This is a genomic window from Synechococcus sp. CS-1329, from assembly GCF_025128055.1.
GTDB lineage: Bacteria > Cyanobacteriota > Cyanobacteriia > PCC-6307 > Cyanobiaceae > Regnicoccus_A.
Window position 1 is genome coordinate 26,042 of the sequence record NZ_JAHLYS010000035.1, and the last position, 25,276, is coordinate 51,317.

Below are 25,276 nucleotides of genomic sequence, written 5' to 3' on the forward strand. Positions count from 1 at the left end.
GCGACGTGTGATCCTTGCCGGCGTGCAGGACCAGCTTCAGCCCCTCATTGCTCGGCTGTTTCCTCGCCGGGTCTGGCTGGAGTTCGACGACGACGCGGTCACGGTGCTGACCACCCGGGGGCGTGGCCAGCCGCCTCAGCTGGAGCTGCTGAGGCGGGTGCCCCTGCCACAGGGGGCCTGCTCCGCCGGTGAGCCCCAGCAGGTGATGGCCCTCGGCGATCTGATCGGTGATCTGCTGGTGGAGCTGGGCCTGGTGGGCGCCCGTGTGGTGGCGGTGCTGCCCGCCGCCGCCTGTGCCTGGCGGGTGCTGCAATGGCCCTTCGACGACTGGCCCGAGTCGGCCGATGAGGCCCTGCGCCTGATCGATCCCGACCTGGGGCTTCCCTATGCCCTGGCCGAGGCCTACATCAGCCTCCTGCCCCTGGAGGCGGCTGACCAGCAGGCCATCGGCAGCTGCTGCTCCCTGCTGGTGAGCGTTCCACGCCAGTGGGTGCTCAGCTGGATTGAGGTGCTTGACCTGGCCGGGGTGCAGCTGGAACGGCTGGAGGCGGCCCAGGTGTGCGACCTGCGGGCCCTGACCCCTGTGCTGCAGGGCGCCGACCCAGGCCTCCTCGAGGCTCTGCTGGTGGTGGATGCGCACGCCGTGCGGCTCACGTTGCTGCGTCACGGCGTGCCCGAATTTGCCCGGCAGTGGAGGGGGGCGATGGCCGATCACCAGGTCGAACAGGAGCTGGAGCGCTGCGTGGCCTACTGGCGCGGGCTGGATCCGGGGGTGGGCGGGGTTCGCCTCTGGCTGGCCGGCTCCAGCCCCGACCTGCCTCTGCTGGCCGAAACCCTCCGCCATGGCCGTGGCTGGCGGCTCGAGATCCTCGATCCGCTGGCGATGGGCTGGCTGGCCATGCCCCCTGAATCCGGCGATGAGGAGCCCAGGCCGGGTTGCTCCCTCACCACTCTGTACGGACTGATGCAGGTGGAGCTGGACCGATGAGTGGGCGCCTGCCCGGGCTTGATCTGCTCAGGGAGCGCCGGCTTGAGCTGGGCCTGCCCGCCGAGCCGCCCAGGCCGCCCGAGCCCCGGCGACTGCTGCTGATCGGTTCGGCCATCGGCGTCGCCATCGTGCTGGCCAGCGTGGCTGCCGCCGCGCTGCTGAAGCTGCAGGGACGGCTGCTCGAACAAGAGCTGGCGCGGCTGGCGCCGGGGCGGGATCAGGTGGAGAGGCTGGAGGCCGAACTCAGCGCTGGCCAGGCCACTCTGGAGCGCAACAGCAAGGGCAATGCAGAGCTGGTGAGCGCGCTGGTGGCTGTGCGTTCGGGTTCCGCCCTGCTCAGTGACCTGGCCGGCCGCACCCCCGCTGGGCTGCAGCTGGTCTCGCTGCAGGTGGGTCAGGACGACCTCCAGCTCAAGGGCCAAAGCGCTGATCCGGGCGCGTTCGAGCGGATCAATGCCCTGGTGCTGAGCCTGAAAGCGTCGCCGCTGCTGGATCCAGCCGCCGTCACGCTCAACCGGGCCATCCGCCAGAAGAACGCCTCCGGCAAGGGGCCCGAGAGCCGGCTGGTGGAGTTCGAGCTCACTGCCGCCTTCCGAGCGCCCGCGGCCAGTTCGGCCCAGCTGAAGCTGCTGCAGGAGCTGGGGGCAGCCGGTATGGCCCGCCGACTGGAGCTGCTGCAACAGGAGGGACTGCTGAGGTGACCAACCTTCAGGAGGGTTCGCCATCCGGGTCTCCGCGGCTGCGTCAGGGTCTGCTGCTGGGGCTGCCGCTGGCGCTCGCGGTGATCGTGGCCGGCCTGGTGGTGCTGGGGGGAGTGATCCAGCCCTGGGATCAGTGGCGCCGCCACCAGCTCCAGCGTGATCAGCTGCAGGCCATGGAGGAGCGTCTGCCGTTGCTGCGGGCCCAGCGGCTGCGCCAGCTGGATCAGCTCAAGACCGTGGACCGCCAGCGCTCCAGTTTGCTGAGGTTGATCGCCGGCAGCGGCCAGATCAGTACCTTCCTGGCCCAGCTCAACCGGGACGCCACGGCTGCTGGGGTTCAGCTCGATCTGGTCGAGCCGCTGGAGGCCAGCAGAGCGCCAGCGGCGGCTGGGGCCAAGCCGAAGGAGCAGGAGGCCGCCGCTTCAGCGGCATCGGATCCGCTCGAAGCCGATGGTCTGCGCCGCTCGACCCTGCTGCTGAGTGCCCGCGGGCGCTACCCCAACCTGCTGGCCTTCCTGCGCCGGTTGGAGCGTCTCAGCCTGCTGGTGGCCCTGAGCGATCTCAAGCTCGATCTCGAAGCCCCCCGTGCCCAGGCCCGGCACATCCCCCAGGTGGTGCTGAAGCTGAATCTGGCCCTCTACAGCGAGGAGCCTGCCGCCAGGCGCGGGGCCAGGCAGGCCAGACAACCCAGGGCCGCGCCGGCGTCCGCCCCGCCCTCCTGAGCGTCCAGGGCCCGGCGCCGGCCTGGACCCTCTGGTTTTTTCAGTTCAGTCTCAATACCATGGCTGGGGACTCATGGCGTCGATGGGCACAGCTCCAGCTGCTCTTGGCTTGCGATCTGGAGTGTGGGTGGGGGCTGCCAGCAGCTTGCTCGCCGGTCTCCCCTGGCTGGTCTCTCCCGCACCGGCGCTGGCCCAGGCCGCCATGCGCCAGGACGGGCTGCAGCTCAGACTTCGCCGCCTGAGCGATGCCCTGGAGCTGGTGATCCAGAACGCAGGAACCGGCAATGATCTGCGTCAGCAGATGCAGGGCCAGGTCTGGGTCGGTGACTTGCGCACGGCCCAGGTCCGTGGCCTCAGGGTCGGTCCCCAGTCGCTCTCGATGCCCGATGCCGGGGTGGATTCCATCAGCCTGGATGGCAGTGGCACGGAGTTTCAGCTCAGGGTGACGCCGCTGCCGGGGCGCCAGCTGGCCCCGCCGGTGGTGAGCAGCAACGGCCTTGATCTGCTGGTGCGCTTCGAGGCCCCCCAACTGCCGATCAATCAGTCGGCCACCATCGACCTCAAGGTGCCGGGACGGGTGCCCAGCCCATCGTTTGTGCCGCCCCTGAGACCCCGCGCCGTGGCGCCCCCGTCGGGCGACATCGCCGTGGGGACGATGACGATCCGCAACCGCGGCTACCTCAGCCTCTATGGCCCAGCGGTCAGCCTCACCACCCGTGGCGCCAATCCCCGCGATGTGCTGATGGTTCTGGCCCAGATGGGTGGCTATGGCTTTGCCTTTGCCGAGGCCCCCGCGCCGCCGGTGACGGTGGTCTTCCAGAACGAGCCCTACGAGCGGGCGTTCAACTTTGTGCTGCTGTCCTCCGGGCTGCAGGCCCGCAAGGAGGGCAACACGATCCTGGTGGGCGCGGATGTGCTGGGCAAGACGATCGGTCCGCAGATGTCGAAGGTGTATCGCCTCAACCAGGTGGCCCCCAATTCGGCGGCGGATTACCTGGCCAACCTCGGGGCGCAGGTCACCAAGACCAGCACGATCACCACCGCCGTCTCCCAGGGGGTGCCCCTCACGGAGCAGCCAGCAGGCTCCGGCATCAGCGCCACCTCCCAGAGCACCACCTCCACCCAGCAGACGGTGGAAGCCTTCGGGGCCTCCAGCGGCCCACTGGTGGGCCTGCGTGCCACCACCGATCCGCGCCTGGGCACCATCACGATCGTGGGTGAGCCCTCGTTGGTGGCCATCGGAGAGCACTATCTCAAGCAGCTGGATCTTCGTCAGCGCCAGGTGGCTTTGTCGGTGAAGATTCTCGATGTCACTCTGGCGAACGACACCACAATCGATAACAGCTTTGCCTTCCGCTATGGCAATAACTTCATCGTCAATGATGGAGGACGGTTGCTGGGGGCCTTTGACAGTCTGCTGCCACCCACGGCAGCGGCGTTCAACCGCAGCAATCTGCTGGATGGCGCACTCGGGTCGCCGACGCCTATCGCCAATCCGGGCCTGCAGTACCCCAGGGATACATTCTTCGACTTTCTGAGTGCCCAGATTCAATCCGAGAATGCCAAGGTGCTGGCCAGTCCCACGTTGATTCTCAGCGAAAACCCTGAAACCATTCAAGGGGGTGCCGATGTGGGCGGAGGTGGTCTGTCAGGCGATTCTGGCCCATCAGCTGAACGTTCCGGCCTCAGCCCGGCCACGATCGGCCGCACCCGAGCCAATGAGTCCTTCGTCACCGTGGGCCGGCAGGTCGTGACGAAGTTCAACGTCACCAGTACCGCCAATGTTGGCGTGAGTTGTGAGCCCACCTTCAGCACGGCCGGCCTCACCTTCGGGGCCCGGGTTTCCAAGATCGACGACAATGGCTTTGTGACGTTCACCCTCTCACCGGCCATCTCCGGCGTGGTGGATCGCCAGATGGTGCCTGGCTGTGGTGAGATCGATATCCTGCGGCTCAGGCGCCTGGACACGGGCAGCGTGCGCGTGCGCGATGGCCAGACTCTGATCCTCACCGGCGTGATCTCCGATGAGGATTTTCAAGTGGTGTCGAAATGGCCAATTCTGGGTGACCTGCCCCTTTTGGGCCAATTTTTTCGGAAATCAACCGGCTCTCGCAATAAAAATGAATTGGTGATTCTGGTGACTCCACGCATCATCGATGATGAGCAAGGTGGCAGTTTTGGCTATGGATACCAGCCCTCCAGCCCAGAGGCCCGCCGCCTGATGTATGGCCCCTGAAGCTCAGCAGGCCCAACGTCCAGCAGCTCAGAAGGCCAGGGGCGCAAAGTATTTGATCGCCAGCGGTGCCAACTGTTGGAAGACCGCTGCCGAGGCCTGAATCAACTGCCCACCCCAGCCATTCCCGGCTGTGCTGGCTTCGGGATTCTTCTTCAGGTCTTTGGCGCCTTGGCGAATTTGCCGGGCCACCGCTGAGTTGCCCTGCTGCTCAAACAGAGCGGCGGCGTAGGTGAAATCGGCAGCGGCCAGATCGCGCTTGTTCTGCTCGGCCCGGCTGATGCCACGGGCCAGCCAGCTCAGGGCTGAGCTGGGTTGTTTCGCAATGGCCTGGTTGAAATAGGTTTCGGCCTCCTTGGCTCGACCCTGAAGTGCCGCCTCCACGCCGGAATTGTGCAGGTCGGCGTAGTTGCTGGCGCTTGGTTTCACCCCCACGGCCCCTTTCCAGTGGCTTCGCGCCAGGCCGTCCACGTCAAGAAGGGCGCCGCTGAGATCGGCCTGGCGCAGATCCGTGCCCTCCAGCTGGGCTCCGCGCAGGTCGGCGCCGCGCAGGGAGGCCCCCAGCAACGAGGTGAAGGTGAGGTCGGCACCCTGCAGATTGGCGCCATCCAGCTGGGCGCGGCTGAGGTTGGTCCGCTGCAGCTGGGCCTTGCTCAGATCCACCTTGCGCAGGTCGGCATGGACCAGATCGGCGTCCTGAAGCTGGCAGCTGGCGCAGGCCCGCTGATCGAGCAGGCGCATCACATCGTTGGCCTCAGCGGCCCGGGCCATGCCGCCCAGCAGCTGGCTGCAGGTGGTGAGCAGCAGGGCTCCCCGCAGCAGAGGGCGATGGGATCGCTGAGGAGGCGCCATGCCGGAGGGGGTGAGGACGGAAGGGTGGACTCAGTGGAGGGCTGCCGGAGCGGCCATTCCATCGCGGAGCTCAAGGCACCGCGGGGGCTGATTTTCCTGCGTGCACAGGTCGGCGGCAAGGCCCGGCTCCCGCCCTGTCTGCGAACAACCGCAATCCGCCACGCTGAAGGGCCTGCTGGAACTGGCATGGACGCCGGATCCCTCGATCGCCATGGCGGCAACCTGGAGGCAGTGGCCCGGCGCCTGGGCTGCCGAGTGGGTGATCTGCTCGATGCCAGTGCCTCCCTGGTGCCCTTCGGCCCGCCCGCCCGCGTGCGGCGGTGCCTGCAGGCGGTGCTGCGCACCCCAGCCGGGAGGCCCTCGCCCCTGAGGGATTACCCCGACCGCCAGCAGCTGCGGCTGCGCCAGGCCATCGCGGCTCACCATCAGCTCGATCCCGCCGCGGTGCTGCCCGGCAACGGGGCGGCGGAGCTGTTCACCTGGCTGGCCCGCGATGCTGCCGCTGCGGGCACCAGCCTCCTGCCCACCCCCGGCTTCGCCGATTACCCCCGGGCCCTGGCCTGCTGGGGTGGTGCCTGGAGCTCCTGGCCGCTGGAGCTGCCCCGTCCGTGCCCGGCGGTCTGGCCCCAGCCGCTGCCCTCCCTGCCGCCTGGTGCGTCTCAGGTGCTGTGGATCACCAATCCCCACAACCCCACGGGCCAGCTCTGGAGCCGTGCCTCCCTCGAGCCCCTGCTGGAGCGTTTCGCGCTGGTGATCGTCGATGAGGCCTTCCTGCCCCTGGTGCCCGCTGGAGAGAGTCAGTCGCTGCTGCCGCTGGTGGCCAGTCACCCCGGTCTGGTGGTGATCCGCAGCCTCACCAAGCTGCTGGCGATCGCGGGCCTGCGCCTGGGCTATGCCGTGGCGGATCCCGCCCGGCTGCGGCGCTGGGCCGCCTGGCGCGACCCCTGGCCGGTGAATGGTCTGGCGGCCGCGGTCGGTGAGGCCGTGGTGGGCGATCGACGCTGGCAGGAGCGGGTGCAGCGCTGGGTGGCCTCGGAGGGCCCCTGGCTGGAGCAGCGGCTGCGGCAGTTGCCTGGCCTCACGCCGTTGCCGTCTGCCGCCAACTTTCTGCTGCTGCGCTCAGACCACTCCCTGGTGGCCCTGCGCGAGCGGCTGGAGTGCCGCCACCGGGTGCTGCTGCGCGACTGCCGCTCCTTTGAAGGCCTGGGGGAGTGCTGGCTGCGGGTGGCCCTGCAGGACCGGCGCAACAACCGGCGCCTGCTGCGGGCGCTGCATCAGGAGATCAGCCGCTAGCGAGCTCGATCAGCAGCTCCGCCAGGCGCTGATCGGCTGCGCGCACGGCCAGGTGTTCCATGCCCGCCCTCAGGCTCTCCAGGGGGTCGAGGCCAGGGCTGGCGCCGCGCAGCCGCGGACCCAGCAGCCGCCACACCGCCTGCTCCAGGGCCTGGTGCTCCGGGGCGTGCTGCCAGACGATCACAGCGGCGCCCGCAGCGGCGGCGGCCTCGGCGTTGGCGTCCTGGTGGTGGTCGGCGGCCTGGGGAAAGGGCACCAGGATCGTGGCTGTGCCGCAGACGGCCAGCTCGCTGAGGCTGCCGGCCCCCGCGCGGCTGATGGCCAGCTGGGCGTGCTGCAGCAGGCCGGGCAGCTCGTCGCTGAAGGGCCGCTCGATGTAGCCGGGGATGCGCAGGCTGCCGGCGTCGGGATCGCTGCTGCCGGTGAGGTGCACGACACGGCAGCCGGCGGCCACCAGCTTGGCCGCCAGGGGGCGCAGCATCCGGTTGAGGCCGAGGGCCCCCTGGCTGCCGCCCATCACCAGCACCAGGGGACCGTTGGCGCTGGGCACCCAGCTGGGCAGGGGGGCTGGCCGCAGAAACTCGGCGCGCACCGGCGTGCCCGTGACCAGGGGCCGGCAGCGGGGCAGCCGCTCCGCCGCCTCCCGCAGCCCCACCGCCACCCGGCTGCAGTGGCGACCGAGCAGGCGCGTGACCCGACCGGGGATGGCGTTGGACTCATGCAGCACCACCGGCACGCCGCACCAGCGGGCCGCCAGGATCGCCGGTGCGGCGATGTAGCCCCCGGTGCTGAACACCAGGTCGATGCCCTCGCGGCGGATCAGCCGACGCACCGCCAGGCTGGAGGCGATCAGGCGCAGCAGCTGCCAGAGCTTGCGCAGTCCCTTGCCCTGCAGCCCTCCCGCCCGGATGGTGTGCAGGGGGTAGCGGCTGGGCACCAGCTCGCGCTCGAGGCGGTTGGGCACCCCCAGCCACTGCACCTGCCAGCCGTCGGGCAGGGCCTCAGCCACCGCCAGGGCGGGGAACAGATGCCCGCCGGTGCCGCTGGCCGCGATCAGGAGCCTGGACATGGAGCTTCGCTGATGCGCGCGGCGCGCTACCTGGGCGCGCCTAACTTAAAAGGGCCGCCATGGCTGCCCTTGATGCCCCAGTCGCCGCTTCAACCGTTCCTCCTGGCCCTGCTGGCGGCCACGGTCGTCGCCAGCCTGCCGGTGGCCAGGGCTGCTCCACCGGCCCCGGCCCTGCTCCAGAGCCTCGAGACCGCCCTCAACAGCGGCAAGTCCTCCAGCCTCGGCGCCCTGGTGGAGCCGGGGCCCGGCCTCGATCCCGCCCGCCTGGAGGCCCGCTTCAATCTCCTGCGTGATCGCTTCCCCGATGCCCGCTGGAGCGTCAAGTCCGGTGCTCCCCTGCGTGATGGCCGCCCCACCGTGGCGATCGAGGTGAGCGGCAGCCGCACGGAGGGGTCCTTCCGCTACAGCCTTGAGGCCGAGCAGGTGCTGGCCCTCACGGCCAACGGCTCGCGCCTGAGCGGTCAGGAGTTGATCCGCGAATCCACCACCCTGCGCAGCGGTGAGGTGAACCTGCCGGTGAGCGTGCTGATTCCGGATGCGGTGCTCACGGGCCAGCGCTACGACGTGGATGTGATCTTCGATGAACCGCTCGATGGTGCGGTGGCTGCCGGGGGTATCGCCGTCATCACGCCCGAGCAGATCAGCGCCCTGGAAACCCCCGATCTGGAGCTGGCGGCCCTCGGCGGTGGCGGCCTGTTCAAGTCGGTGCAGGCGCCCCTGAAGCCCGGCAGCCAGACCTGGGCAGTGCTGCTGGTGCACCCCAAAGGCATTGTCAGCACCACCAAGCGGGTGCGGGTGGTGGCCGACAAGGCCGCACTCACTCCCTGAGCGAGCCTGCGCCTGGGGTCTGATCCGGGCTGAACCAGCGGGCCAGGGCGGAGACGTCTTCATCGCCGTGGCCGGCGGCGATCAGCGCATCTTCGATTCCGGCCACGCTGGCGCTGATCGGCAGGGCCACGCCTGCGGCGGCGGCGGTGTCCAGAGCGATGGCCAGATCCTTGCGGTGCAAGGCCAGACGGAAACCGAGCGGATAGCTGTTCTCGATCATCCGGCCGGCGCGGTGCTGCAGGGCCCAGGAGCCGGCGGCGCCCCCTTCAAGGGCCCCGCAGACCTGCTGCAGCGGCAGCCCCAGGGCCCTGGCCAGCGCCAGACCTTCGGCCAGGGCTGCGTAACTCCCGGCCACCAGGATCTGGTTGACGGCCTTCACCTGCTGGCCGGAGCCCACCGGACCGAAGTGGCTGATCCGGCTGCCCACCGCCTCCAGCAGGGGACGGGCCCGCTCCAGCTGATCGCTGGGGCCACCCACCAGCAGCGAGAGCGTGCCGGCGCGTGCTCCCTCGGTGCCGCCGGTGACCGGGGCATCGAGATAGCCCACCCCCAGCTCCCCCAGGCGGGCGGCCAGCCGCCGGCTGGTGGCTGCCGCGATGGTGGAGAAGTCGATCACCAGCGAGCCTGGGGCCGCTCCTTCGGCCACCCCAACCGGCGCCAAGAGCACCTGCTCAACAGCGGTGTCATCGCTCAGACAGAGGGCGATCAGCTCAGCTGAGGCCGCCGCCGCTGCCGCTGTGGCGGCCCTGCCGGCCCCTGCGGCGGCCAGCGCTTCCTCCGCCTTGCGGCTGCGGTTGTGGACGGTGAGTGGGAACCCAGCCGCCAGCAGCCTCTGAGCCATCGGCGCCCCCAGGGCGCCAAGCCCGAGGAAGGCCACGAAAGATCTGGTCATCAGTCCCGCCCGTTCAGTTGTGATCTGGTGATCCGACCAGAGGAGCATGTGATGGCCTCAGTCAGTTCTGACATGTCCTTCGCCCGCGATGCTCAGCTTCTGCTGATGCCCCCCGCTGCCGCCGTCCTGGCGACGCTGCTGCAGGTGGGCTCAGGCCACGCCCAGACCGGCGCTGCCCCCAGCACCCGGCCGGCTCCAGCCCGCATCCAGCTCACCCCCAGGCAGGAAAGCGAGCTGTTCCAAGGCCAGCGCACCCTCTCCATGCGCGCCCACAGCGACCAGATCGCCATCCTGCAGAAGGGGGAGCGCTGCCTGGGCGAGGCCAAGGACCTCAAGGCCCTCAGCAGCTGCCGCCAGACGGAACGCCAGGCCAGGCGCGAGCTGATGAACCGGAACCGCGAGGAGGCCCGGGCCCTGCATCAACGGCTGGGACTGCCGGCCCCCAGGGGTGGCTGGGGTGAGGGTTCCCGTGGGAAGGGCCGGACGTCCGCAGACTGGTCGGACCCGGCCGATCAGATCTGAGTGAGTTGAGGCTGAGCGGCTTCAGGCGTCGTCGAGGGCGGCGACGCCGGGGAGCACCTTGCCCTCCAGCAGCTCCAGGCTGGCGCCACCGCCAGTGGAGATGTGGCTCATCTGGCCGGCCACGCCCACCTTCTCCACGGCCGCCACCGAATCACCGCCGCCGATGATCGTGCAGCAGCCCTTGCCGCTCAGCTCGGCCAGGGTGTGGGCCACGCCGTTGGTGCCGGCGGCGAACTTGTCGAACTCGAACACGCCCATCGGCCCGTTCCAGATCACCGTCTTGCAGTCGGCCAGGGCGGCCTGGAAGGCCTTGAGCGAATCCGGGCCGATGTCGAGGCCCATCCAGCCATCGGGGATCACATTCACCGAGGTGGTGAGGGTTTTGGCATCGGGGGAGAAGGCATCGGCCAGCACCACATCGCTGGGCAGCAGCAGTTCAACGCCCTTGGCCTTGGCCTTGGCCTCCAGCTCTCTGGCCAGCTCGAGCTTGTCTTCCTCCACCAGGCTCTTGCCCACCGACAGGCCGCGGGCCTTGTAGAAGGTGAAGATCATGCCGCCGCCGATCAGCACCTTGTCGCACTTGTCGATCAGCGACTCGAGCACGCCGATCTTGCTGCTCACCTTGGAGCCGCCCACGATCGCCGCCAAGGGGCGCTTGGGCTCATCGATGGCGCCCTGCAGATACTGCAGTTCCTTCTCCATCAGGTGACCGGCCACGCTGGGCTTGAGGTATTCGGTCACGCCTTCGGTGGAGGCATGGGCCCGGTGGGCGGCGCCGAAGGCATCGTTCACATACACCTCGGCCAGCGCTGCCAGCGTCCTGGCGAATTCAGTGTCGTTCTTTTCCTCCTCGGCGAAGAAGCGCACGTTCTCCAGCAGCAGCACGTCACCGTCGGCCATGGCCGCCACCTTGGCCTCGGCGTCGGGGCCGATGCAGCTGTCGGTTTTCGGCACCGGCTTGCCCAGCAGTTCGCCCAGGCGTGCCGCCACCGGGGTGAGGCGCATCGCCTCATTCACTTCGCCCTTGGGCCGGCCGAAGTGGGCGGCAAGGATCACCCTGGAGCCCTTGGCGCTGAGGTCGTTGATGGTGGGCAGGGCCGCGCGGATGCGGGTGTCGTCGCTGATGGCGCCGCTGTCATCAAGAGGTACGTTGAAGTCGACCCGCACCAGAACTCGCTTGCCCTGCAGATCGGCAGCGGACAGGCTGGTCAGGGATCGCTTCGCCATGGGGTCTGGGGAGATCGAGGATGGGCGAGATTAACCCGCAGCCTTCAGCTCCAGGCCCTGGAGGGCGCTAGGACAAGCAGGGCAGCGCATTCTGTGCAACCCCGCGCCGCGATGGCGACCATTGGATGGCGAACCCATGTTCAACACCGTTCTGTTTCCGATCGACCAGAGCCGCCAGACCATGGACACGGCGGCCGTGGCCCTGAAGCTGGCCCTGCAGCACGGCAGCCGTCTGGTGGTGCTCTCCGTGGTGGAGGCCGAGGAGGGGGCCATGCACGATGCCGCCGCCGTGGCACGACTGCTGGACCAGGCCCGCAGCCATTTCGAGCAGGCCGGTGTGGCCTGTGAGGTGATCGAGCGGGAGGGGCAACCCGCCTTTGTGATCGGTGATGTGGCCGATGAGATCAATGCCGACCTGATCGTGATGGGCACCCGCGGCCTTTCGCTGGAGGCCGATCAGCCCAGCACCGCCTCGCGGGTGATTCAGCTGGCCCCCTGCCCCGTGCTGGTGGTGCCTTGATGGAGGGGATCGCCACGCCCGCCGGTGAGGGCCTGAGTCAGTCGGCCCCGGCCATTCAGTGGTATCCGGGGCACATCGCCAAGGCGGAGCGGCAGCTGTTCACCCAGCTGGCCAAGGTGGATCTGGTGATCGAGGTGCGCGATGCCCGCATCCCCCGGGCCACCGGTCACCCCCGCCTGCAGCGCTGGATGAAGACCAAGCCGCGCCTGCTGGTGATCAACCGTCGCGACATGATCAACGAAGCGGCGCGCCAGGCCTGGGACCACTGGCTGCGCGAGCGCGGTGAGACCCCCTGGTGGTGCGACGCCAAGGTGGGCACGGGCGTGAAGCAGCTGCAGGAGGCGGCGATCCGCGCCGGGGGGCAACTCAACTCCCGCCGGGCGGGCCGGGGCATGCGGCCGCGGCCGGTGCGTGCCCTGATGCTCGGCTTCCCCAACGTGGGCAAATCGGCCCTGATCAACCGCCTCGTGCGCCAGAAGGTGGTGGACAGCGCCCGCCGCGCCGGGGTCACCCGCACCCTGCGCTGGGTGCGCCTGGGCCAGGAGCTGGATCTGCTCGATGCCCCGGGGGTGCTGCCGCCACGGCTCGATGACCAGCGCGCCGCCCTGCTGCTGGCCCTCTGCGACGACATCGGCCAGGCCGCCTACGACGGCGAGGCCGTGGCGGTGGCCTTCCTGCGCCTGCTGGAATCCCTGGCACAGCACCCGGCGGCGGGGATCTCCTCGGGTGGTGTGCTGGGGCGCTACGGCGTGCCGGTGCCCTCGCCCATGGACGGCTGGACCTGGCTGGAGGCCGCCGCCGCCCGCCACACCAGCGGCGACACCGCCCGCATGGCCCAGCGCCTGCTCGATGATTTCCGCCGCTCGTTCCTCGGTTCGATCGCCCTCGAGCTGCCCCCTGATCCGGCATGACGGGCTTCGCTGAAGGCGTGGGGGAGCTGCTGACGCTCCAGTACCCGAAGCCGCTGCCGATGCGGCTCGATCGCTGGCTGGTGGCCCAGCGGCCGGAGCAGAGCCGCGCCCGGATCCAGAAGTTCATCGACGCCGGCTACGTGCGCGTCAATGGCGTCACCGGCCGGGCCAAAACTCCCCTGCGCCTCCACGACGAAGTTCAGCTGTGGATGCCGCCACCTGAGCCGCTGCCCTATCTGCTGCCCCAGCCGATCCCGCTGGATGTGCTCTACGAGGACGGCCACCTGATCGTGCTCAACAAGCCGGCCGGCCTCACGGTGCATCCGGCGCCGGGCAACCGCGACGGCACGCTGGTGAACGGCCTGCTGCACCACTGCCCCGATCTGCCCGGAATCGGCGGTGAGATGCGCCCCGGCATCGTCCACCGCCTCGACAAGGACACCACCGGCTGCATCGTGGTCGCCAAGAGCCAGGAGGCCCTGGTGCGGCTGCAGGTGCAGATCCAGAAGCGGGTGGCCTCCAGGGAGTATCTGGCGGTGGTGCACGGGGCGCCGGCGGCCTCCAGCGGCACGATCGTGGGGGCCATCGGCCGCCATCCCGCCGATCGCAAGAAGTACGCCGTGGTGGCCGAGGAGAAGGGTCGCTTCGCCTGCACCCACTGGACCCTGATCGAGCGCCTCGGCGACTACTCGCTGCTGCGCTTCCGCCTCGACACCGGCCGCACCCATCAGATCCGCGTCCACTGCGCCCACATCGGCCATCCGATCGTGGGCGATGTCACCTACAGCCGCTGCCGCAAGTTGCCGCTGGAGCTGCCGGGCCAGGCCCTGCATGCGGTGGCCCTGGGCCTCGATCATCCGATCAGCGGCGAGCGGCTGGCCTTCGAGGCACCGCTGCCGCCGGTGTTCGATGCCCTGCTCATGGCCCTGCGCCAGCGCTTCAGCCCAGCCAGCTGATTCCCTCAGCGGGAGCCTGGGTTGGCTTCTTCGAGCATCACATCGAAGAGGGTGAGACGCTCGAGCTGGTCGGCCACGGCGATGGCGGTGAGCACCGCAAAGCCGATCGGCAGCAACAGGGAGTAGTTCTTGCTCAGCTCGAAGGTGAGCAGGATGGCCGTCAGTGGGGTGCGCGTGAGGGCCCCCAGGAAGGCGCCGCCGCCGGCGAACAGCAGCGTGGCCGGGGCATAGGAGAACAGCAGCAGGCAGACCTGCTGCACCAGCGTGCCCAGGGAGGCGCCCACCACTAGGGCCGGCGCCAGGAAGCCGCCCGGAGCCTCCGCTGCCACGGCAACGGCCGTTCCGATCCCCTGAACCCCCAGGGCCAGCAGCGCGGTGGACGGGGTGCTCAGCCCCAGCAGGGCGTTGAGGTCGAGGCGGTCGGGGTTGTCGAAGCTGCCGGGCAGGAGCGACCAGCCCAGGCCGATCACCAGACCCACCAGCGGCAGCAGCTGCCAGGCCTCCAGGTTCAGCGGCCGCAGGGTCAGGCGCAGCCGCAGGATCCCCCGCTGGTAGAGCACCGCCAGAGCACCGGCGAGCACCCCCAGCAGCAGCAGGATCGGCACATCCACCAGGCGGAACTCATCAACGTTGCTGGGATAGGGAATGACGGGCAGCAGTTCCCGCAGCCAGGCCGGTCCCACCGGAGCCGCCGACAGCAGGCGGGTCCAGGCGATGGTGGCGAAGCTGGCGAAGGCCGCGATGGCGTTGGTGCGCACATCGGAGCGCTTGAGCAACTCCTCGATCGTGTACATCACGCCTCCGAGGGGGGAGTGGAACACGGCCGCCAGGCCGGCGCCACTGCCGATGGCCACCGCCACCCGGTGCTGACGGTCGTTGGCTGAGAGCCGATCGGCGGATTCCTTGGCCAACGAGGCCCCGATCTGGATCGATGGCCCTTCCGGCCCCACCGGGATGCCGCCGCCGATCGCCACGCCACTGGCCAGCAGCTTCACCGCCGCCACCCGCCAGCCCATGGGCACCGGCACCCCCTGGAGCCAGAGCATCACCTGCACGATCCCCGACCCCTTGGCTCCGGGCTCCACGCCGCTGATCAGGGCTCCGGCGATGCCGCCCCCCAGGACGCCCATCAGCGGCAGCACGAACCAGCGGGGCAGGTGGCTGGCCAGCTGCAGGCGCAGGGCATTGACCGCCTGGATCTCCAGTCCGTAGACCCAGATCGCCACGGTCACGCCGATGCCGATCATGTTGACCAGCAGAAAGAGCATCAGCAGGCCCGGGAGCTTGCGCCCTGGGGTTGGTCGCACGACGGCCATGGCTCAGGCGGCTGCCGGCAGCCGTGGACAGGCCTCCACCAGCTGGCGGGTGATCGGGGCCTGGGGACGCTCGAGCATTGGCCCGGCGGGTCCCTCCTCCACGATCCGGCCCCCATCGAGCACGATCAGCCGCTGGCAGAAGCCGCTGGCCACCGCCAGGTCGTGGGTCACGAAGATCAGCCCCAAGCCCAGGCGGCCCTGCAGCTGCCGCAGCAGGCCCAGCACCTCCGCCTGCACTTCGGCGTCGAGCATGCTCACGCTCTCATCGCAGAGCAGCACCTTCGGCTCCAGCACCAGGGCGCGGGCGATGGCCACCCGTTGCTGCTGGCCGCCGGAGAGCTGGCGCGGCAGGCGGTTTTCGTAGAGCTCCGGCGGCTCCAGCCCCACGGTGGCCAGCCCCTCACGGGCCCTGGCGCGGGCCTCGGAGCGGCTGGCCAGGCCATGGATCAGCAGGGGGTCTGCCACGGCTTCCCCCACCGTCATGCTCGGATTGAGGCAGGCCAGCGGATCCTGAAACACCATCTGCAGGTGACGGCGGGCCCGGGCCAGCTCCGCCCCACCCATCCGCAGCAGGTCACGGCCCTCCAGGCGCACGCGGCCACCCCGCACCGGGGCCAGGCCCATCAGGGCGCGGCAGAGGGTGCTCTTGCCGCAGCCCGAGGCACCCACCACCCCGAGGGTTTCGCCCGGCCCCAGGCGCAGGCTCACCCCATCGACGGCCTTGAGCCAGCGCTGCCGCCAGGGCGGTGAGGGCAGTGGATGCCAGCAGCGCAGCTCCTCCAGTTCCAGCAGGGGCGCCGCTTCGCCGGAGCCCGGGGTGTGGCTGCCCTCACGGGCACGGGCCGCGGCCACCAGCCGCTGGCTGAGCGGTGCCTGCGGAGCGCTCAGCAGGCTGATGGCCGGGGCCTCCTCCACCACCTGCCCGTGGTCGAGAACGGCGATGCGCTGGCACCAGCGCCCGGCCATGGCCAGGTCGTGACTGATCAGCAGCAGGGCACTGCCGCTCTCGCGGCAGAGGTCGGTGAGCTCGGCCATCACCTGGGCCGCCACTGCCACATCCAGGCTGGTGGTGGGTTCGTCGGCGATCACCAGCGCCGGCTCCAGGGCCATGGCCAGGGCGATCGCCAGCCGCTGGCGCATGCCGCCGCTGAACTCATGGGGATAGCTGCCGTAGCGGTCAGGGCCGATCCCCACCCGGGCCAGCAGTTGCTGGGCCCGCTGGCGCACCTGGGCCCGCTTCCAGCTGGGGCGATGGGCCGAGAGGGTGTCGCTGAGGTGCTCACCGATGCGCAGCAGCGGGTTCAGCCGTGTCATCGGGTCCTGGAACACCAGCCCCACGGCCTCCCCCCGCAGCTGGCGCAGGGCCGGACGTTTGAGGCTGCGGGGGTCTTCTCCCGCCAGCCGCAGGCCGCCGCTGCAGCGACTGCCGGGCGGCAGCAACTGCAACACGGCCCGCGCCACGGTGCTCTTGCCGCAACCGGAGGGTCCCACCAGGGCGAGAGTGTCACCGGGGCCGAGGCGCAGATTGAGGCCATCCAGCGTGGGGGCTCCACTGGCCCCGGGATAGCTCACGACCAGGTCGCTGATCTCCAGCACCGGCTGGGAGGCACGCGTGTCGGCCATGGGACGCGGCAGATCAGAACGTGCAGACCCAGCATGGGGCTGCTGCCGCTGAAGCCGTGGTTTTGTTGCGTGATCTGCATACGATGGGAGCAGAGACGTCCGGTGATGCTCGATACCGCCGTTGGAATCAGGGACAACGTTGCGGGCGAGAGCCTGGACACCGTGTTGGTGGTTGACACGCCCCAGGCCCAGGCCCTGGGGCGTCGGCCGATCCGCTGCCCCGACGACTACGGGGTGAAGCTGCCTGAGTGGCTCAGGATCTGCATCAGCCACGTGCCCCCCGGCGCCGGCGACAGCTGCCCCACCGACCCCGAAGCCCTGCTGGCGGCCGCCTTTGATTTCGCCTTCCAGCTCCACGACGGCCAGGTGAGGGCCACCGGCGAGCCGTACATCATTCATCCGATCGCGGTTGCTGATCTGCTGCGTGACATCGGCGCCAGCGCCGGGGTGATCGCCGCCGGTTTCCTCCACGACGTGGTCGAGGACACCGATGTCAGCGCTGAGGAGCTGGAGGTGCATTTCGGCGCCGAGGTGCGGGCGCTGGTGGAGGGGGTCACCAAGCTGGGGGGGATTCACTTCACCAACCACACCGAAGCCCAGGCGGAGAACCTGCGGCGGATGTTCCTGGCCATGGCCAGCGACATCCGCGTGGTGCTGGTGAAGCTGGCCGACCGGCTGCACAACATGCGCACCCTCGGGGCCCTCAAGCCTGAGAAGCAGCAGCGGATCGCCCGTGAAACCCGCGAGATCTATGCCCCCCTCGCCAATCGGCTCGGCATCGGCCGCTTCAAGTGGGAACTTGAAGACCTCGCCTTCAAGATCCTCGAGCCCGAGGCCTACGGCGAGATCAAGCAGCAGGTGGCCAGCAAGCGCAGCGACCGCGAGGAGCGGCTGGCCGCCACGGTGGCGCTGCTGATGCAACGGCTTCAGGGCGCTGGTCTGCACGACTGTGAGGTGAGCGGCCGGCCGAAGCATCTCTATGGCATCTGGAGCAAGATGCAGATGCAGCAGAAGGCCTTCCACGAGATCTTCGATGTGGCGGCCCTGCGCATCCTGACGCCCAACTTCGAGGGTTGTTATCGCGCCTTGGCGGTGGTTCACGACACCTTCCGCCCCATCCCTGGCCGCTTCAAGGACTACATCGGCCTGCCCAAGCCCAACGGCTACCAGTCGTTGCACACAGCGGTGATCGGCCGTCATCGGCCGATCGAGGTGCAGATCCGCACCACCGAGATGCACCAGGTGGCGGAGTACGGCATCGCCGCCCACTGGAAGTACAAGGAGGGGGGCTCCCCCGCCTCCGCCGGTGCCGCCGATCGCTTCAACTGGCTGCGTCAGCTGGTCGATTGGCAGCAGGATGATGGTGGTGAGGACAGCAGTGACTACCTCGCCTCGATCAAGGAAGACCTCTTCGATGAGGAGGTTTTTGTGTTCACGCCCCAGGGAGATGTGCTGGGGTTGCGCAAGGGATCCACCGCCGTGGATTTTGCCTTCCGCATCCACTCGGAGGTGGGCAATCACTGCCAGGGCGTGCGCATCAACGACCGCCTCTGCCCCCTGGCCACGCCCCTGCGCAACGGCGATTTCGTGCAGATCATCACCGCGAAATCAGCCCATCCGAGCCTTGATTGGCTCAACTTCGTGGCCACCCCCACCGCCCGCAATCGCATCCGGCAGTGGTACAAGCGCAGCCACCGTCAGGAGAACATTCAGCGCGGCACCGCCATGCTTGAGCGGGAGCTGGGGCGCGAAGGATTCGATGCTCTGCTCAATGGCGAGGCCATCGCCAAGGTGGCCCGGCGCTGCAACCTGGTGGCCACAGAGGATCTTTTGGCGGCCCTCGGCTTCGGCGGCGTCACCCTGCAGCAGGTGGTCAATCGTCTGCGCGAGGAGGTGCGTCTCAGCACCGAGGCGGCCGCTCCGGTGCTCAGCAACGAAGACCTGGCCCGCAGCGTTTCCGACCAGGCGCTGCTGCCGCCACCGCCGGCTGGCGAGGCCGGTGGCAGCCCGATCCTGGGGCTCGAAGGACTGGAGTATCGCCTGGGGGGCTGCTGCTGCCCGCTGCCCGGTGAGGCGATCGTGGGCAGCGTGGCTCTCGGCAACCACGGCATCACCATTCACCGCCAGGACTGCAGCAATGCGGCCGCCGTGCCGGTGGAGCGCCGCCTGCCGGTGCGCTGGAACCCGGCGGCCGACCAGCAGCGCCGTCGTTATCCGGTGCAGATCCGCATCGAGGTGCTCGACCGGGTCGGCGTGCTCAAGGACATCCTCATGCGCCTCTCCGACAGCCGCATCAACGTCAGTGATGCGCGGGTGCGCACGGCCTACGGCAAGCCCGCCCGCATCGACCTCAAGGTGGAGCTCACCAGCGCCAGCCAGCTGACCACCACCATGGATCAGATCCGCTCGATGGCCGATGTGCTCGACCTCTGCCGCACCGGCATCGGTTAGGCCTCGCGGCGGAACGGCCTGAACGCACCGGTGCACTGCCCCGGCACCCCGAGGACCGACCTGGACGCCGCGCCCTGTTTCTAGCCTGCGCGCCACCAAGGGGTTCCGGGTGTTGCACCAGCTTTCGAATCCGCTGCTGGCCCTGCCGTTCGAGCCGTCGCTGGAGGGTCTGGGTCCCGGCTACTGGGATGTGGTGGAGGCGGCAGGCCACGATCGCCACCACCCTGCGGCGCTGGACCCTGCCCGAGCCGCCGGTGCGTTCCTGCATTGAGCGGATCTGGGCGGCCATCGATGAGCGCGACGACTGGCAGCCTCTGCATGACTGGCTGGACTGGTGCGGATCCAGCCATAGCGCTGGATCCGGGTGCTCGGCGCTACAGCTTCCTCCGGTGGAATCTGTCTGAATCACTTCACCGATGTCCCGTTGGCATGTGTGGCCATGACCTCCGAACAAGCCGCTCAACTGATTGACGACACCCTCGATCTGGTGCATCAACGGCTTCAGGCCCTTGATGCGGGCCAGAAGCGCAGGGAACACAAGGCCCTCGCCGCGGAATTCCGCGAGTGGCGTCAGCCCAGCGGCGGTCATATCGATTTGATGCTCTGCCCGGGCTTCGGCGGCTGATGTTCCAGCCAGCGCCAGTAGATCAATCCCAGCAGGGCTGAGCTGCTGGCCCCGACGATCGTTGAACCCAGCAACAGCCGACTGGAGAACGACCAGCCCAGCTCCCAGAACCCCTCCTGCTGCAGCACCGCCAGGCTGGGCCAGCCGTGGCCGGGGCCCAGCAGCCAGCAGCCCAGCTGGTAGTTGAACCAGTAGAGCGGCACGTAGGTGAGGGGATTGCTGATCCAGGTGCCGGCGGCGGCCAGCAGGTGGTTGCCCTTCACCAGGCTGGCCAGTGCCACCCCCAGCAGGGTCTGCAGCCCGAAGAAGGGGAAGCAGCCACAGAACACGCCGGCCGCTAGGCCGCGGGCCCGCTGACCGTGGCTTCCCTCCTGCTCCCACAGCCAGCGGATCCAGAGCCGGAACCTGCCGCTGGCAGCGGCCCACCAGCGCCGCCACCCAGACTGGCGGGGACCCTGACCGTCGGGCTGCTTGGACTCGGACGACACCATTGCTGCGATTGCCACGGCGCTGGCGCCCGGAGAGGGAAGTGTGGCGATCGTAAGAATCTCTGGACCCCAGGCGGAGGCCATCGGCCGTCAGCTCTTCGATGCCCCCGGCGCTCAGGCCTGGGACAGCCATCGGGTGCTTTACGGCCATGTGCGCGATCCCGCCAGTGGGGAGCGGCTGGATGAGGCCCTGCTGCTGCTGATGAAGGCACCCCGCAGCTTCACCCGCGAGGACGTGCTGGAGCTGCACTGCCACGGCGGCCTGATCGCGGTGGCCCGGGTGCTGGAGCTGGTGTTGGCCAGCGGGGCCCGTCGGGCACGGCCGGGGGAATTCAGTCAGCGGGCCTTCCTCAATGGCCGCCTTGATCTCACCCGCGCCGAGGCGATCAGCGAGCTGATCACTGCCAGAAGCCGGCGGGCGGCCCAGCTGGCGCTGGCGGGCCTTGACGGTGGCCTGCAGCGGCGGATCAGCGCCCTGCGCGAGCGCCTGCTGGATCAACTGGCGGAGCTGGAGGCCCGGGTTGACTTCGAAGAGGACCTGCCGCCCCTTGATCCCCAGGCCCTGGTGGCGGAGCTGGAGGCGGTGCGCCAGGAGCTGCAGCTCCTGGTGGCCGAGGCGGGGGTGGGCCAGCTGCTGCGCGATGGCCTGAAGGTGGCGATCATCGGTCGCCCCAATGTGGGCAAATCCAGTCTGCTCAATGCCCTCAGCCGCCGGGAGCGGGCGATCGTGACCGAGCTGCCGGGCACCACCCGCGATCTGCTGGAGAGCGAACTGGTGCTGCAGGGGGTGCCCCTCACCCTGCTGGACACCGCCGGCATTCGCGCCACCGACGACCCGGTGGAGCGGCTGGGCATCGAGCGCAGCCGCCAGGCCCTGGCCGCCGCCGATGCGGTGCTGCTGCTGGTGGACCTGAGTGAGGGCTGGACCGCCGCTGACAGCGAACTCTGTGCCCAGCTGCCCGCTGCGGTGCCGTCGCTGGTGGTGGGCAACAAGGCCGACCGGGCCGCCGGCGACACCCCCGCCCAGGTGGAGGTGGTGATCAGTGCCCTGGCGGGCCATGGCCTTGAGGAGCTGGCGGTCGCTCTGCTCGCCCGCTGCGGCCACAGCCTCGCTCCGGGGCTGGAGGTGGCGCTGAACGCCCGCCAGCGGGACCTGGCGGCGGTGGCGGCCACGAGCCTGGCCGGCTCCCTGGAGGCGGCGGCCGCTGGGCTGCCCTGGGATTTCTGGACCATCGACCTGCGCCAGGCTGCCCGCAGCCTCGGTGAGATCACCGGCGAGGAGGTGAACGAGGCGGTGCTCGATCGGGTCTTCTCCCGTTTCTGCATCGGCAAGTGAGCCGGCCGCCCTGGCGGTCAGGATGGGGGGCCAAGACCGCTCGCCCGTGCTGCCGTTGGCCATCCCCGCGAGTGCCGTCGCCGCCGCCTCTCTGCTGAGCCAGCCCCAGCTGGAGCCCCTGCTGCGCTCCTGGCTGACGGAGGACATCGGCCGCGGCGACCTCAGCGCAGCGGCGCTGCTGGGCCGGCCGGGCCGGGCCAGCTGGACGGCCCGGCGTGGCGGGATCTTCTGCGGTGGTCTGCTGGTGGAGCCGCTGTTTTGCCTGCTGGATGCTTCGGTGCAGGTGCGGCTGTTGGTGGCCGATGGGGAGCCGATGCAGCCCGATCAACGGCTGCTGGAGCTGGCCGGTCCGGCGACGGCCCTGGTGGCCGGGGAGCGCACGGCCCTCAATCTGGCCATGCGCCTCTCCGGCATCGCCACCGCCACAGCGGCGCTGGTGGCGGAGCTGAGTGGCAGCGGGGTGGCCCTGGCCGACACCCGCAAGACCACCCCCGGGTTGCGCCTGTTGGAGAAATATGCGGTGCGCTGCGGCGGCGGCATCAACCATCGCTGCGGCCTCGATGACGCCGCCATGCTCAAGGAGAACCACCTGGCCTGGGCCGGGGGAGTGGGGCGTGCGGTCGCGGCGGTCCGGTCCGTTGCTCCCTGGCCGGCGCGGGTGATCGTGGAAGCAGAAAGCGCCACCGAGGCCTCCCAGGCGGTGGAGGCCGGCGCCGACGGGGTGTTGCTGGATGGCTTCTCCCCCGAGGCCCTGCTGGAGCTGGTGCCGCACTTGCGCCGTCAGGCCCTCGGGCGGGGCTCCGCCGTGGTGCTGGAGGCCTCCGGGGTGGATCCCGCTCAGCTGCGGGCCTATGCCGCCACCGGCATCGATCTGATCTCCAGCAGTGCCGCAATCACCCGCAGCCCCTGGCTGGATCTGAGCATGCGCTACGAGCCGGTCCTGGCCTGATCGGCCTCCCCCTGCTGGCGTGCCGCCAGGTCGCGGAACCAGCGGATGTATTGCCCCGGTCCGCCGGCCATGGTGGTGTCGATCCAGAGGGGATCCTCCGGGTCGGTGAGGCCCTCCAGGCGGCCATCGGCCATGGAGGGCCGATCCACTTCGCCGCCGCTGCTGTCCACCAGCAGCACACGGTTCGCGGTGCCGAAGGCGCCCCCCAGCTCCTGCAGCAGGGTGAGGAAGCCCCGGTCGCTGCCGCCGCGCAGCCAGCCGCCGCCGGCCCCCGCCGGCTGGGAGGTGATCGTGTCGCCCACCCCCACCAGCCGTGGCATCAGGGCGGGATCAATGCAGCTGGTGCACAGCTCCAGCAGGCTGGCGTGGTCATGGGGGACGTCGCGCCCATGGAATTCCAGGCCCAGCGGTGCCGTGCCCGTGCGGCGCTGGATCCAGTGATTGATCAGCACCAGCAGCCCCACCTCCTTGAGGGCGCCGCGCAGCATCAGCTGAAAATCCGTGCTGCCGCTGCTGCTCTGATCCGCCGGCTTGAGCCGTTCCTGCCCACCCTCGCTGCCCAGATTGGGGGCCAGGTGCAGAAAGAACGATTTCCCCAGCCCGGCTGAGGCCGCTTGCTTCAGCAGGGCCCGCAACAGCTCCAGGGCCAGGGCCTGCAGATCCCGCCGCCGGGCCGGCTCATCTCCCACCGCCGCCATCAGCGGGTTGAGATTGAGGCTGGGGGAGAGGGGGTTATCGAGCACGGTCATCTCGATCAGGCCGTTGCGCTGCTCCGGCGCTGCCGCCGGCAGCAGGGCCGGCAGCCGCTGCGCCAGGGCGGCGTGAAGCCACGCCGGCGCGGCGGCCAGGAAGGCCAGCTCCGCCTCGCTCACCCCCGGGTGCGTGAGCTGGCCGTGGCGGCTCTGGAGCTGCACACCGCCGGCCCCCAGTCCGGGCAGGTACAGCCCCTCGGCGGCTGGGTCGGCGCTGCCGGCTAAGGCCTGCTCCACCAGCCGGTTGACGCCGCGGCTGCCCTCGTGCTCGCCATTGGTGAGCACGGCGAAGCCACCCTCCAGCTGTCGGGCGGCCCGCAGGTAGTCGGGGTCCAGCCGGCGCTGTCGCGGGTCGCGCACCAGCTCCATGCAGACCCCATCGAGGTCTTGCACCAGCAGCCATGGGCGGCCAGCACTGAGCTCCTCCAGCAGTTCCGCGGGGCTGAGGCGGCTGCGGGCTGGTGGCTTCATCGGGGCGCTCATGGGGTGGGGTCCCCCAGGATCAGCGCCGAGCGTCCGGCCAGGACCGTTGTTGTTCCATCCGCCGCCGCCGCGCTCTTCCACAGCAGGGGCAGGTCTGGCGATGGGGGCGTCAGGGGCAGGGGAGCATCACCGCGGTTGATCGCCACCCAGACCCGTTCGTCGCCCTCGCCGCGATGGAGCAGCACCAGGTCGTCGTGGGGGCTGAGGGCAAAGCTCAGGGCGTCTGAGCGCAGGGCCGGCAGGCGCCGGCGCAGGGCCGCCAGCTCCCTCAGCCAGCCGGCCAGCTCACCGCCGGGGAGGTGCCAGGGGTAGGCCTCGCGGCAGCCCGGCTCCGGCCCCCCAGCCAGGCCCATCTCGGTGCCGTAGTACACGCACGGGGCCCCGGGCAGCAGAAAGAGAAACAGCTGGCAGAGCCGCAGGGCCGCCCCATCACCGCCGAGCACGTGCAGGGCCCTGGGGGTGTCGTGGCCGTCGAGCAGGTTGAGCATGCTGCGGTTCACCGCTGGGCTGTGGCGAGCGAGGCCCGCAGCGATGCGCTGCTCGAAGCCCCCCCGGTCCAGGGGCTGATAGGGAGGCTCCTGCAGGGCCGGCAGCTTCAGCTGGGCAGGCACGCTGGCGGCGCCGAAGTAGCCAAGGACGCTCCAGGCCAACGGGTAGTTCATCACCCCGTCGAATCGCCCGCTCTCGAGCCAGGGCCGGGCATCGCCCCAGATCTCGCCCACGATCCAGGCCTCCGGGTTCTCAGCGCGCACGGTCCGGCGGAATGCGTCCCAGAAGTCGTCCGGCACCTCATCAGGAACATCCAGTCGCCAGCCGTCGGCACCGGCGGCGATCCAGGTGCGCGCCACCTCCAGCAGGTACCGGCGCACCGGCGGATGGTCGTGGCGGAACTTGGGCAGGGCCGGATCATTCCACCAGCAGTGGTAGCCGCAGCTCTGGCCCGGCGTTGGGTAAGGGTGCAGCGGCCACTGCTCGATATGGAACCAGTGGCGGTAGGGCGAGGCCGGTCCGTTTTCCAGCAGATGGTGAAAGGCCCAGAAGCCCCGGCCGCAGTGGTTGAAGACGCCATCGAGGATCAGGCGCATGCCGCGCTGGTGCACGGCCTGGATCAGGGCCTCCAGGGCAGCGTTGCCCCCCAGCAGCGGATCCACCTGCAGGTAGTCGTAGGCGTGGTAGCGGTGATTGGCCGCCGAGGCGAACACCGGATTCAGCGACAGGCAGGTGATTCCCAGGTCCTGCAGCTGGCCCAGGGCCTCAATCACCCCATGGAGATCACCCCCCTGGAACCCCTGCAGGGCCGGATCGCTGCCCCACGGCATCAGCTCCAGGCCCTCCTGGGCCGCCACCCGCCCGCTGCGGCGGAAGCGGTCGGGAAAGATCTGATACACCACGGCGTCCCCCACCCAGGCCGGTGCCGCCGCCAAGGCTGCAGCCGACGCCGGCAGCGAGGACGGCGGTGGGGTCGCGGCCGTTGCAAATCCCATCGCTTGCCCCAGTCGTGCCGCAACCAGCGCTAGCACAAGCAAAAGCGGTTCCTCC

At 69.7% G+C, this 25,276-nt stretch carries 24 protein-coding genes; 15 read left to right on the forward strand and 9 right to left on the reverse strand.

Annotated elements, in window-relative coordinates:
• Nucleotides 1-22 precede the first annotated feature (22 nt).
• The 4 genes from pilM to KQ304_RS08195 all read left to right on the forward strand — a co-directional run bounded on the left by pilM (nt 23) and on the right by KQ304_RS08195 (nt 4,647).
• Entirely contained in the window at nt 23-988 is a 966-nt protein-coding gene (gene pilM, locus KQ304_RS08180) for a type IV pilus biogenesis protein PilM (RefSeq protein ID WP_259736611.1), read from the forward strand.
• A complete protein-coding gene (locus KQ304_RS08185) occupies nt 985-1,689 on the forward strand; it encodes a PilN domain-containing protein (RefSeq protein ID WP_259736612.1) in 705 nt (234 codons plus the stop codon). The genes pilM and KQ304_RS08185 overlap by 4 nt, the downstream gene beginning before the upstream one ends.
• Complete coding sequence (locus tag KQ304_RS08190) at nt 1,686-2,411, forward strand: hypothetical protein (protein ID WP_259736613.1); 726 nt, start codon at nt 1,686-1,688, stop codon at nt 2,409-2,411. The genes KQ304_RS08185 and KQ304_RS08190 overlap by 4 nt, the downstream gene beginning before the upstream one ends.
• A gap of 145 nt (nt 2,412-2,556) precedes the next feature.
• Nucleotides 2,557-4,647, forward strand: a complete 2,091-nt coding sequence (locus KQ304_RS08195; protein ID WP_259736614.1) for a type II secretion system protein GspD — start codon at nt 2,557-2,559, stop codon at nt 4,645-4,647.
• 27 nt (nt 4,648-4,674) lie between these two features.
• Here the strand turns inward: KQ304_RS08195 and KQ304_RS08200 are convergent, their stop codons facing one another.
• On the reverse strand, nt 4,675-5,496 hold the full coding sequence (locus KQ304_RS08200; RefSeq protein ID WP_259736615.1) for a pentapeptide repeat-containing protein: 822 nt from the start codon (nt 5,494-5,496) through the stop codon (nt 4,675-4,677).
• 186 nt (nt 5,497-5,682) lie between these two features.
• Here KQ304_RS08200 and cobD point away from each other — a divergent pair, with 186 nt between their 5' ends.
• Nucleotides 5,683-6,789, forward strand: a complete 1,107-nt coding sequence (gene cobD / locus KQ304_RS08205) for a threonine-phosphate decarboxylase CobD (protein ID WP_259736616.1) — start codon at nt 5,683-5,685, stop codon at nt 6,787-6,789.
• Here cobD and KQ304_RS08210 read toward each other — a convergent pair.
• Nucleotides 6,779-7,858: a UDP-N-acetylglucosamine--N-acetylmuramyl-(pentapeptide) pyrophosphoryl-undecaprenol N-acetylglucosamine transferase gene (locus tag KQ304_RS08210; protein ID WP_259736617.1), complete on the reverse strand. Its 1,080-nt coding sequence runs from the start codon at nt 7,856-7,858 to the stop codon at nt 6,779-6,781. The genes cobD and KQ304_RS08210 overlap by 11 nt on opposite strands.
• Nucleotides 7,859-7,930: 72 nt before the next feature.
• Between KQ304_RS08210 and KQ304_RS08215 the strand changes: the two genes are divergently transcribed.
• Nucleotides 7,931-8,686, forward strand: coding sequence for a hypothetical protein (locus tag KQ304_RS08215; RefSeq protein WP_259736618.1), 756 nt, complete (start codon nt 7,931-7,933; stop codon nt 8,684-8,686).
• Here KQ304_RS08215 and KQ304_RS08220 read toward each other — a convergent pair.
• Nucleotides 8,676-9,578, reverse strand: a complete 903-nt coding sequence (locus KQ304_RS08220; protein ID WP_259736619.1) for an NAD(P)-dependent oxidoreductase — start codon at nt 9,576-9,578, stop codon at nt 8,676-8,678. The two genes, KQ304_RS08215 and KQ304_RS08220, sit on opposite strands and share 11 nt — an antisense overlap.
• A 72-nt stretch (nt 9,579-9,650) precedes the next feature.
• On the opposite strand from KQ304_RS08220, the gene KQ304_RS08225 reads away from it, so the two are divergent.
• On the forward strand, nt 9,651-10,100 hold the full coding sequence (locus KQ304_RS08225) for a hypothetical protein (RefSeq protein WP_259736620.1): 450 nt from the start codon (nt 9,651-9,653) through the stop codon (nt 10,098-10,100).
• Nucleotides 10,101-10,121: 21 nt separating this feature from the next.
• Here KQ304_RS08225 and KQ304_RS08230 read toward each other — a convergent pair whose 3' ends face one another.
• The gene (locus tag KQ304_RS08230; RefSeq protein WP_259736621.1) at nt 10,122-11,327 is read right to left on the reverse strand and encodes a phosphoglycerate kinase; all 1,206 of its coding nucleotides are present in this window, start codon (nt 11,325-11,327) and stop codon (nt 10,122-10,124) included.
• A 136-nt stretch (nt 11,328-11,463) separates the two neighbouring features.
• Between KQ304_RS08230 and KQ304_RS08235 the strand changes: the two genes are divergently transcribed.
• From KQ304_RS08235 to KQ304_RS08245, 3 genes are read left to right on the forward strand one after another with little or no spacing between them, the layout of a single operon-like run.
• A complete protein-coding gene (locus KQ304_RS08235; protein ID WP_259736622.1) occupies nt 11,464-11,847 on the forward strand; it encodes a universal stress protein in 384 nt (127 codons plus the stop codon).
• A complete protein-coding gene (gene ylqF / locus KQ304_RS08240) occupies nt 11,847-12,758 on the forward strand; it encodes a ribosome biogenesis GTPase YlqF (RefSeq protein ID WP_259736623.1) in 912 nt (303 codons plus the stop codon). Before KQ304_RS08235 ends, ylqF begins: the two co-directional genes overlap by 1 nt.
• Nucleotides 12,755-13,714, forward strand: a complete 960-nt coding sequence (locus tag KQ304_RS08245; protein ID WP_259736624.1) for an RluA family pseudouridine synthase — start codon at nt 12,755-12,757, stop codon at nt 13,712-13,714. The genes ylqF and KQ304_RS08245 overlap by 4 nt, the downstream gene beginning before the upstream one ends.
• A 5-nt stretch (nt 13,715-13,719) precedes the next feature.
• On the opposite strand, the gene KQ304_RS08250 is transcribed toward KQ304_RS08245, so the two are convergent.
• Entirely contained in the window at nt 13,720-15,030 is a 1,311-nt protein-coding gene (locus KQ304_RS08250; RefSeq protein ID WP_259736625.1) for a ClC family H(+)/Cl(-) exchange transporter, read from the reverse strand.
• 3 nt (nt 15,031-15,033) lie between these two features.
• Nucleotides 15,034-16,653: an ABC transporter ATP-binding protein gene (locus KQ304_RS08255; RefSeq protein ID WP_259736626.1), complete on the reverse strand. Its 1,620-nt coding sequence runs from the start codon at nt 16,651-16,653 to the stop codon at nt 15,034-15,036.
• Between the two features lie 105 nt (nt 16,654-16,758).
• Between KQ304_RS08255 and KQ304_RS08260 the strand changes: the two genes are divergently transcribed.
• The 3 genes from KQ304_RS08260 (at nt 16,759) to KQ304_RS08270 (ending at nt 19,729) form a co-directional block, all read left to right on the forward strand.
• The gene (locus tag KQ304_RS08260; protein WP_259736627.1) at nt 16,759-19,104 is read left to right on the forward strand and encodes a bifunctional (p)ppGpp synthetase/guanosine-3',5'-bis(diphosphate) 3'-pyrophosphohydrolase; all 2,346 of its coding nucleotides are present in this window, start codon (nt 16,759-16,761) and stop codon (nt 19,102-19,104) included.
• A 112-nt stretch (nt 19,105-19,216) separates the two neighbouring features.
• Nucleotides 19,217-19,375 (forward strand): hypothetical protein, encoded by a 159-nt coding sequence (locus KQ304_RS08265; protein WP_259736628.1) that lies wholly within the window; start codon nt 19,217-19,219, stop codon nt 19,373-19,375.
• 168 nt (nt 19,376-19,543) lie between these two features.
• Nucleotides 19,544-19,729, forward strand: coding sequence for a hypothetical protein (locus KQ304_RS08270; protein WP_259736629.1), 186 nt, complete (start codon nt 19,544-19,546; stop codon nt 19,727-19,729).
• Here KQ304_RS08270 and KQ304_RS08275 read toward each other — a convergent pair.
• Nucleotides 19,690-20,220 carry a DUF2062 domain-containing protein gene (locus KQ304_RS08275; RefSeq protein ID WP_259736630.1) on the reverse strand — a complete coding sequence of 177 codons (531 nt, stop codon included), beginning with the start codon at nt 20,218-20,220 and terminating at the stop codon, nt 19,690-19,692. The two genes, KQ304_RS08270 and KQ304_RS08275, sit on opposite strands and share 40 nt — an antisense overlap.
• Here KQ304_RS08275 and mnmE point away from each other — a divergent pair.
• Nucleotides 20,201-21,553, forward strand: a complete 1,353-nt coding sequence (gene mnmE / locus KQ304_RS08280) for a tRNA uridine-5-carboxymethylaminomethyl(34) synthesis GTPase MnmE (RefSeq protein WP_259736631.1) — start codon at nt 20,201-20,203, stop codon at nt 21,551-21,553. The two genes, KQ304_RS08275 and mnmE, sit on opposite strands and share 20 nt — an antisense overlap.
• A gap of 22 nt (nt 21,554-21,575) precedes the next feature.
• Entirely contained in the window at nt 21,576-22,502 is a 927-nt protein-coding gene (nadC, locus tag KQ304_RS08285) for a carboxylating nicotinate-nucleotide diphosphorylase (protein WP_399228852.1), read from the forward strand.
• On the opposite strand, the gene stpA is transcribed toward nadC, so the two are convergent.
• On the reverse strand, nt 22,481-23,725 hold the full coding sequence (gene stpA / locus KQ304_RS08290; RefSeq protein ID WP_259736632.1) for a glucosylglycerol 3-phosphatase: 1,245 nt from the start codon (nt 23,723-23,725) through the stop codon (nt 22,481-22,483). The genes nadC and stpA overlap by 22 nt on opposite strands.
• 8 nt (nt 23,726-23,733) lie before the next feature.
• A complete protein-coding gene (locus KQ304_RS08295; RefSeq protein ID WP_399228855.1) occupies nt 23,734-25,221 on the reverse strand; it encodes a glycoside hydrolase family 13 protein in 1,488 nt (495 codons plus the stop codon).
• Nucleotides 25,222-25,276 lie beyond the last annotated feature (55 nt).

Excerpts from the sequence above, each read along its gene's own strand:
- KQ304_RS08185 (WP_259736612.1), top strand. The coding sequence starts at position 985 with ATGAGTGGGCGCCTGCCCGGGCTTGATCTGCTCAGGGAGCGCCGGCTT.
- KQ304_RS08200 (WP_259736615.1), bottom strand. The coding sequence starts at position 5,496 with ATGGCGCCTCCTCAGCGATCCCATCGCCCTCTGCTGCGGGGAGCCCTG.
- cobD (WP_259736616.1), top strand. The coding sequence starts at position 5,683 with ATGGACGCCGGATCCCTCGATCGCCATGGCGGCAACCTGGAGGCAGTG.
- KQ304_RS08210 (WP_259736617.1), bottom strand. The coding sequence starts at position 7,858 with ATGTCCAGGCTCCTGATCGCGGCCAGCGGCACCGGCGGGCATCTGTTC.
- KQ304_RS08215 (WP_259736618.1), top strand. The coding sequence starts at position 7,931 with ATGCCCCAGTCGCCGCTTCAACCGTTCCTCCTGGCCCTGCTGGCGGCC.
- KQ304_RS08220 (WP_259736619.1), bottom strand. The coding sequence starts at position 9,578 with ATGACCAGATCTTTCGTGGCCTTCCTCGGGCTTGGCGCCCTGGGGGCG.
- KQ304_RS08225 (WP_259736620.1), top strand. The coding sequence starts at position 9,651 with ATGTCCTTCGCCCGCGATGCTCAGCTTCTGCTGATGCCCCCCGCTGCC.
- KQ304_RS08230 (WP_259736621.1), bottom strand. The coding sequence starts at position 11,327 with ATGGCGAAGCGATCCCTGACCAGCCTGTCCGCTGCCGATCTGCAGGGC.
- KQ304_RS08235 (WP_259736622.1), top strand. The coding sequence starts at position 11,464 with ATGTTCAACACCGTTCTGTTTCCGATCGACCAGAGCCGCCAGACCATG.
- ylqF (WP_259736623.1), top strand. The coding sequence starts at position 11,847 with ATGGAGGGGATCGCCACGCCCGCCGGTGAGGGCCTGAGTCAGTCGGCC.
- KQ304_RS08245 (WP_259736624.1), top strand. The coding sequence starts at position 12,755 with ATGACGGGCTTCGCTGAAGGCGTGGGGGAGCTGCTGACGCTCCAGTAC.
- KQ304_RS08250 (WP_259736625.1), bottom strand. The coding sequence starts at position 15,030 with ATGGCCGTCGTGCGACCAACCCCAGGGCGCAAGCTCCCGGGCCTGCTG.
- KQ304_RS08255 (WP_259736626.1), bottom strand. The coding sequence starts at position 16,653 with ATGGCCGACACGCGTGCCTCCCAGCCGGTGCTGGAGATCAGCGACCTG.
- KQ304_RS08260 (WP_259736627.1), top strand. The coding sequence starts at position 16,759 with ATGCTCGATACCGCCGTTGGAATCAGGGACAACGTTGCGGGCGAGAGC.
- KQ304_RS08270 (WP_259736629.1), top strand. The coding sequence starts at position 19,544 with ATGACCTCCGAACAAGCCGCTCAACTGATTGACGACACCCTCGATCTG.
- KQ304_RS08275 (WP_259736630.1), bottom strand. The coding sequence starts at position 20,220 with ATGGTGTCGTCCGAGTCCAAGCAGCCCGACGGTCAGGGTCCCCGCCAG.
- nadC (WP_399228852.1), top strand. The coding sequence starts at position 21,576 with ATGGGGGGCCAAGACCGCTCGCCCGTGCTGCCGTTGGCCATCCCCGCG.
- stpA (WP_259736632.1), bottom strand. The coding sequence starts at position 23,725 with ATGAAGCCACCAGCCCGCAGCCGCCTCAGCCCCGCGGAACTGCTGGAG.
- KQ304_RS08295 (WP_399228855.1), bottom strand. The coding sequence starts at position 25,221 with ATGGGATTTGCAACGGCCGCGACCCCACCGCCGTCCTCGCTGCCGGCG.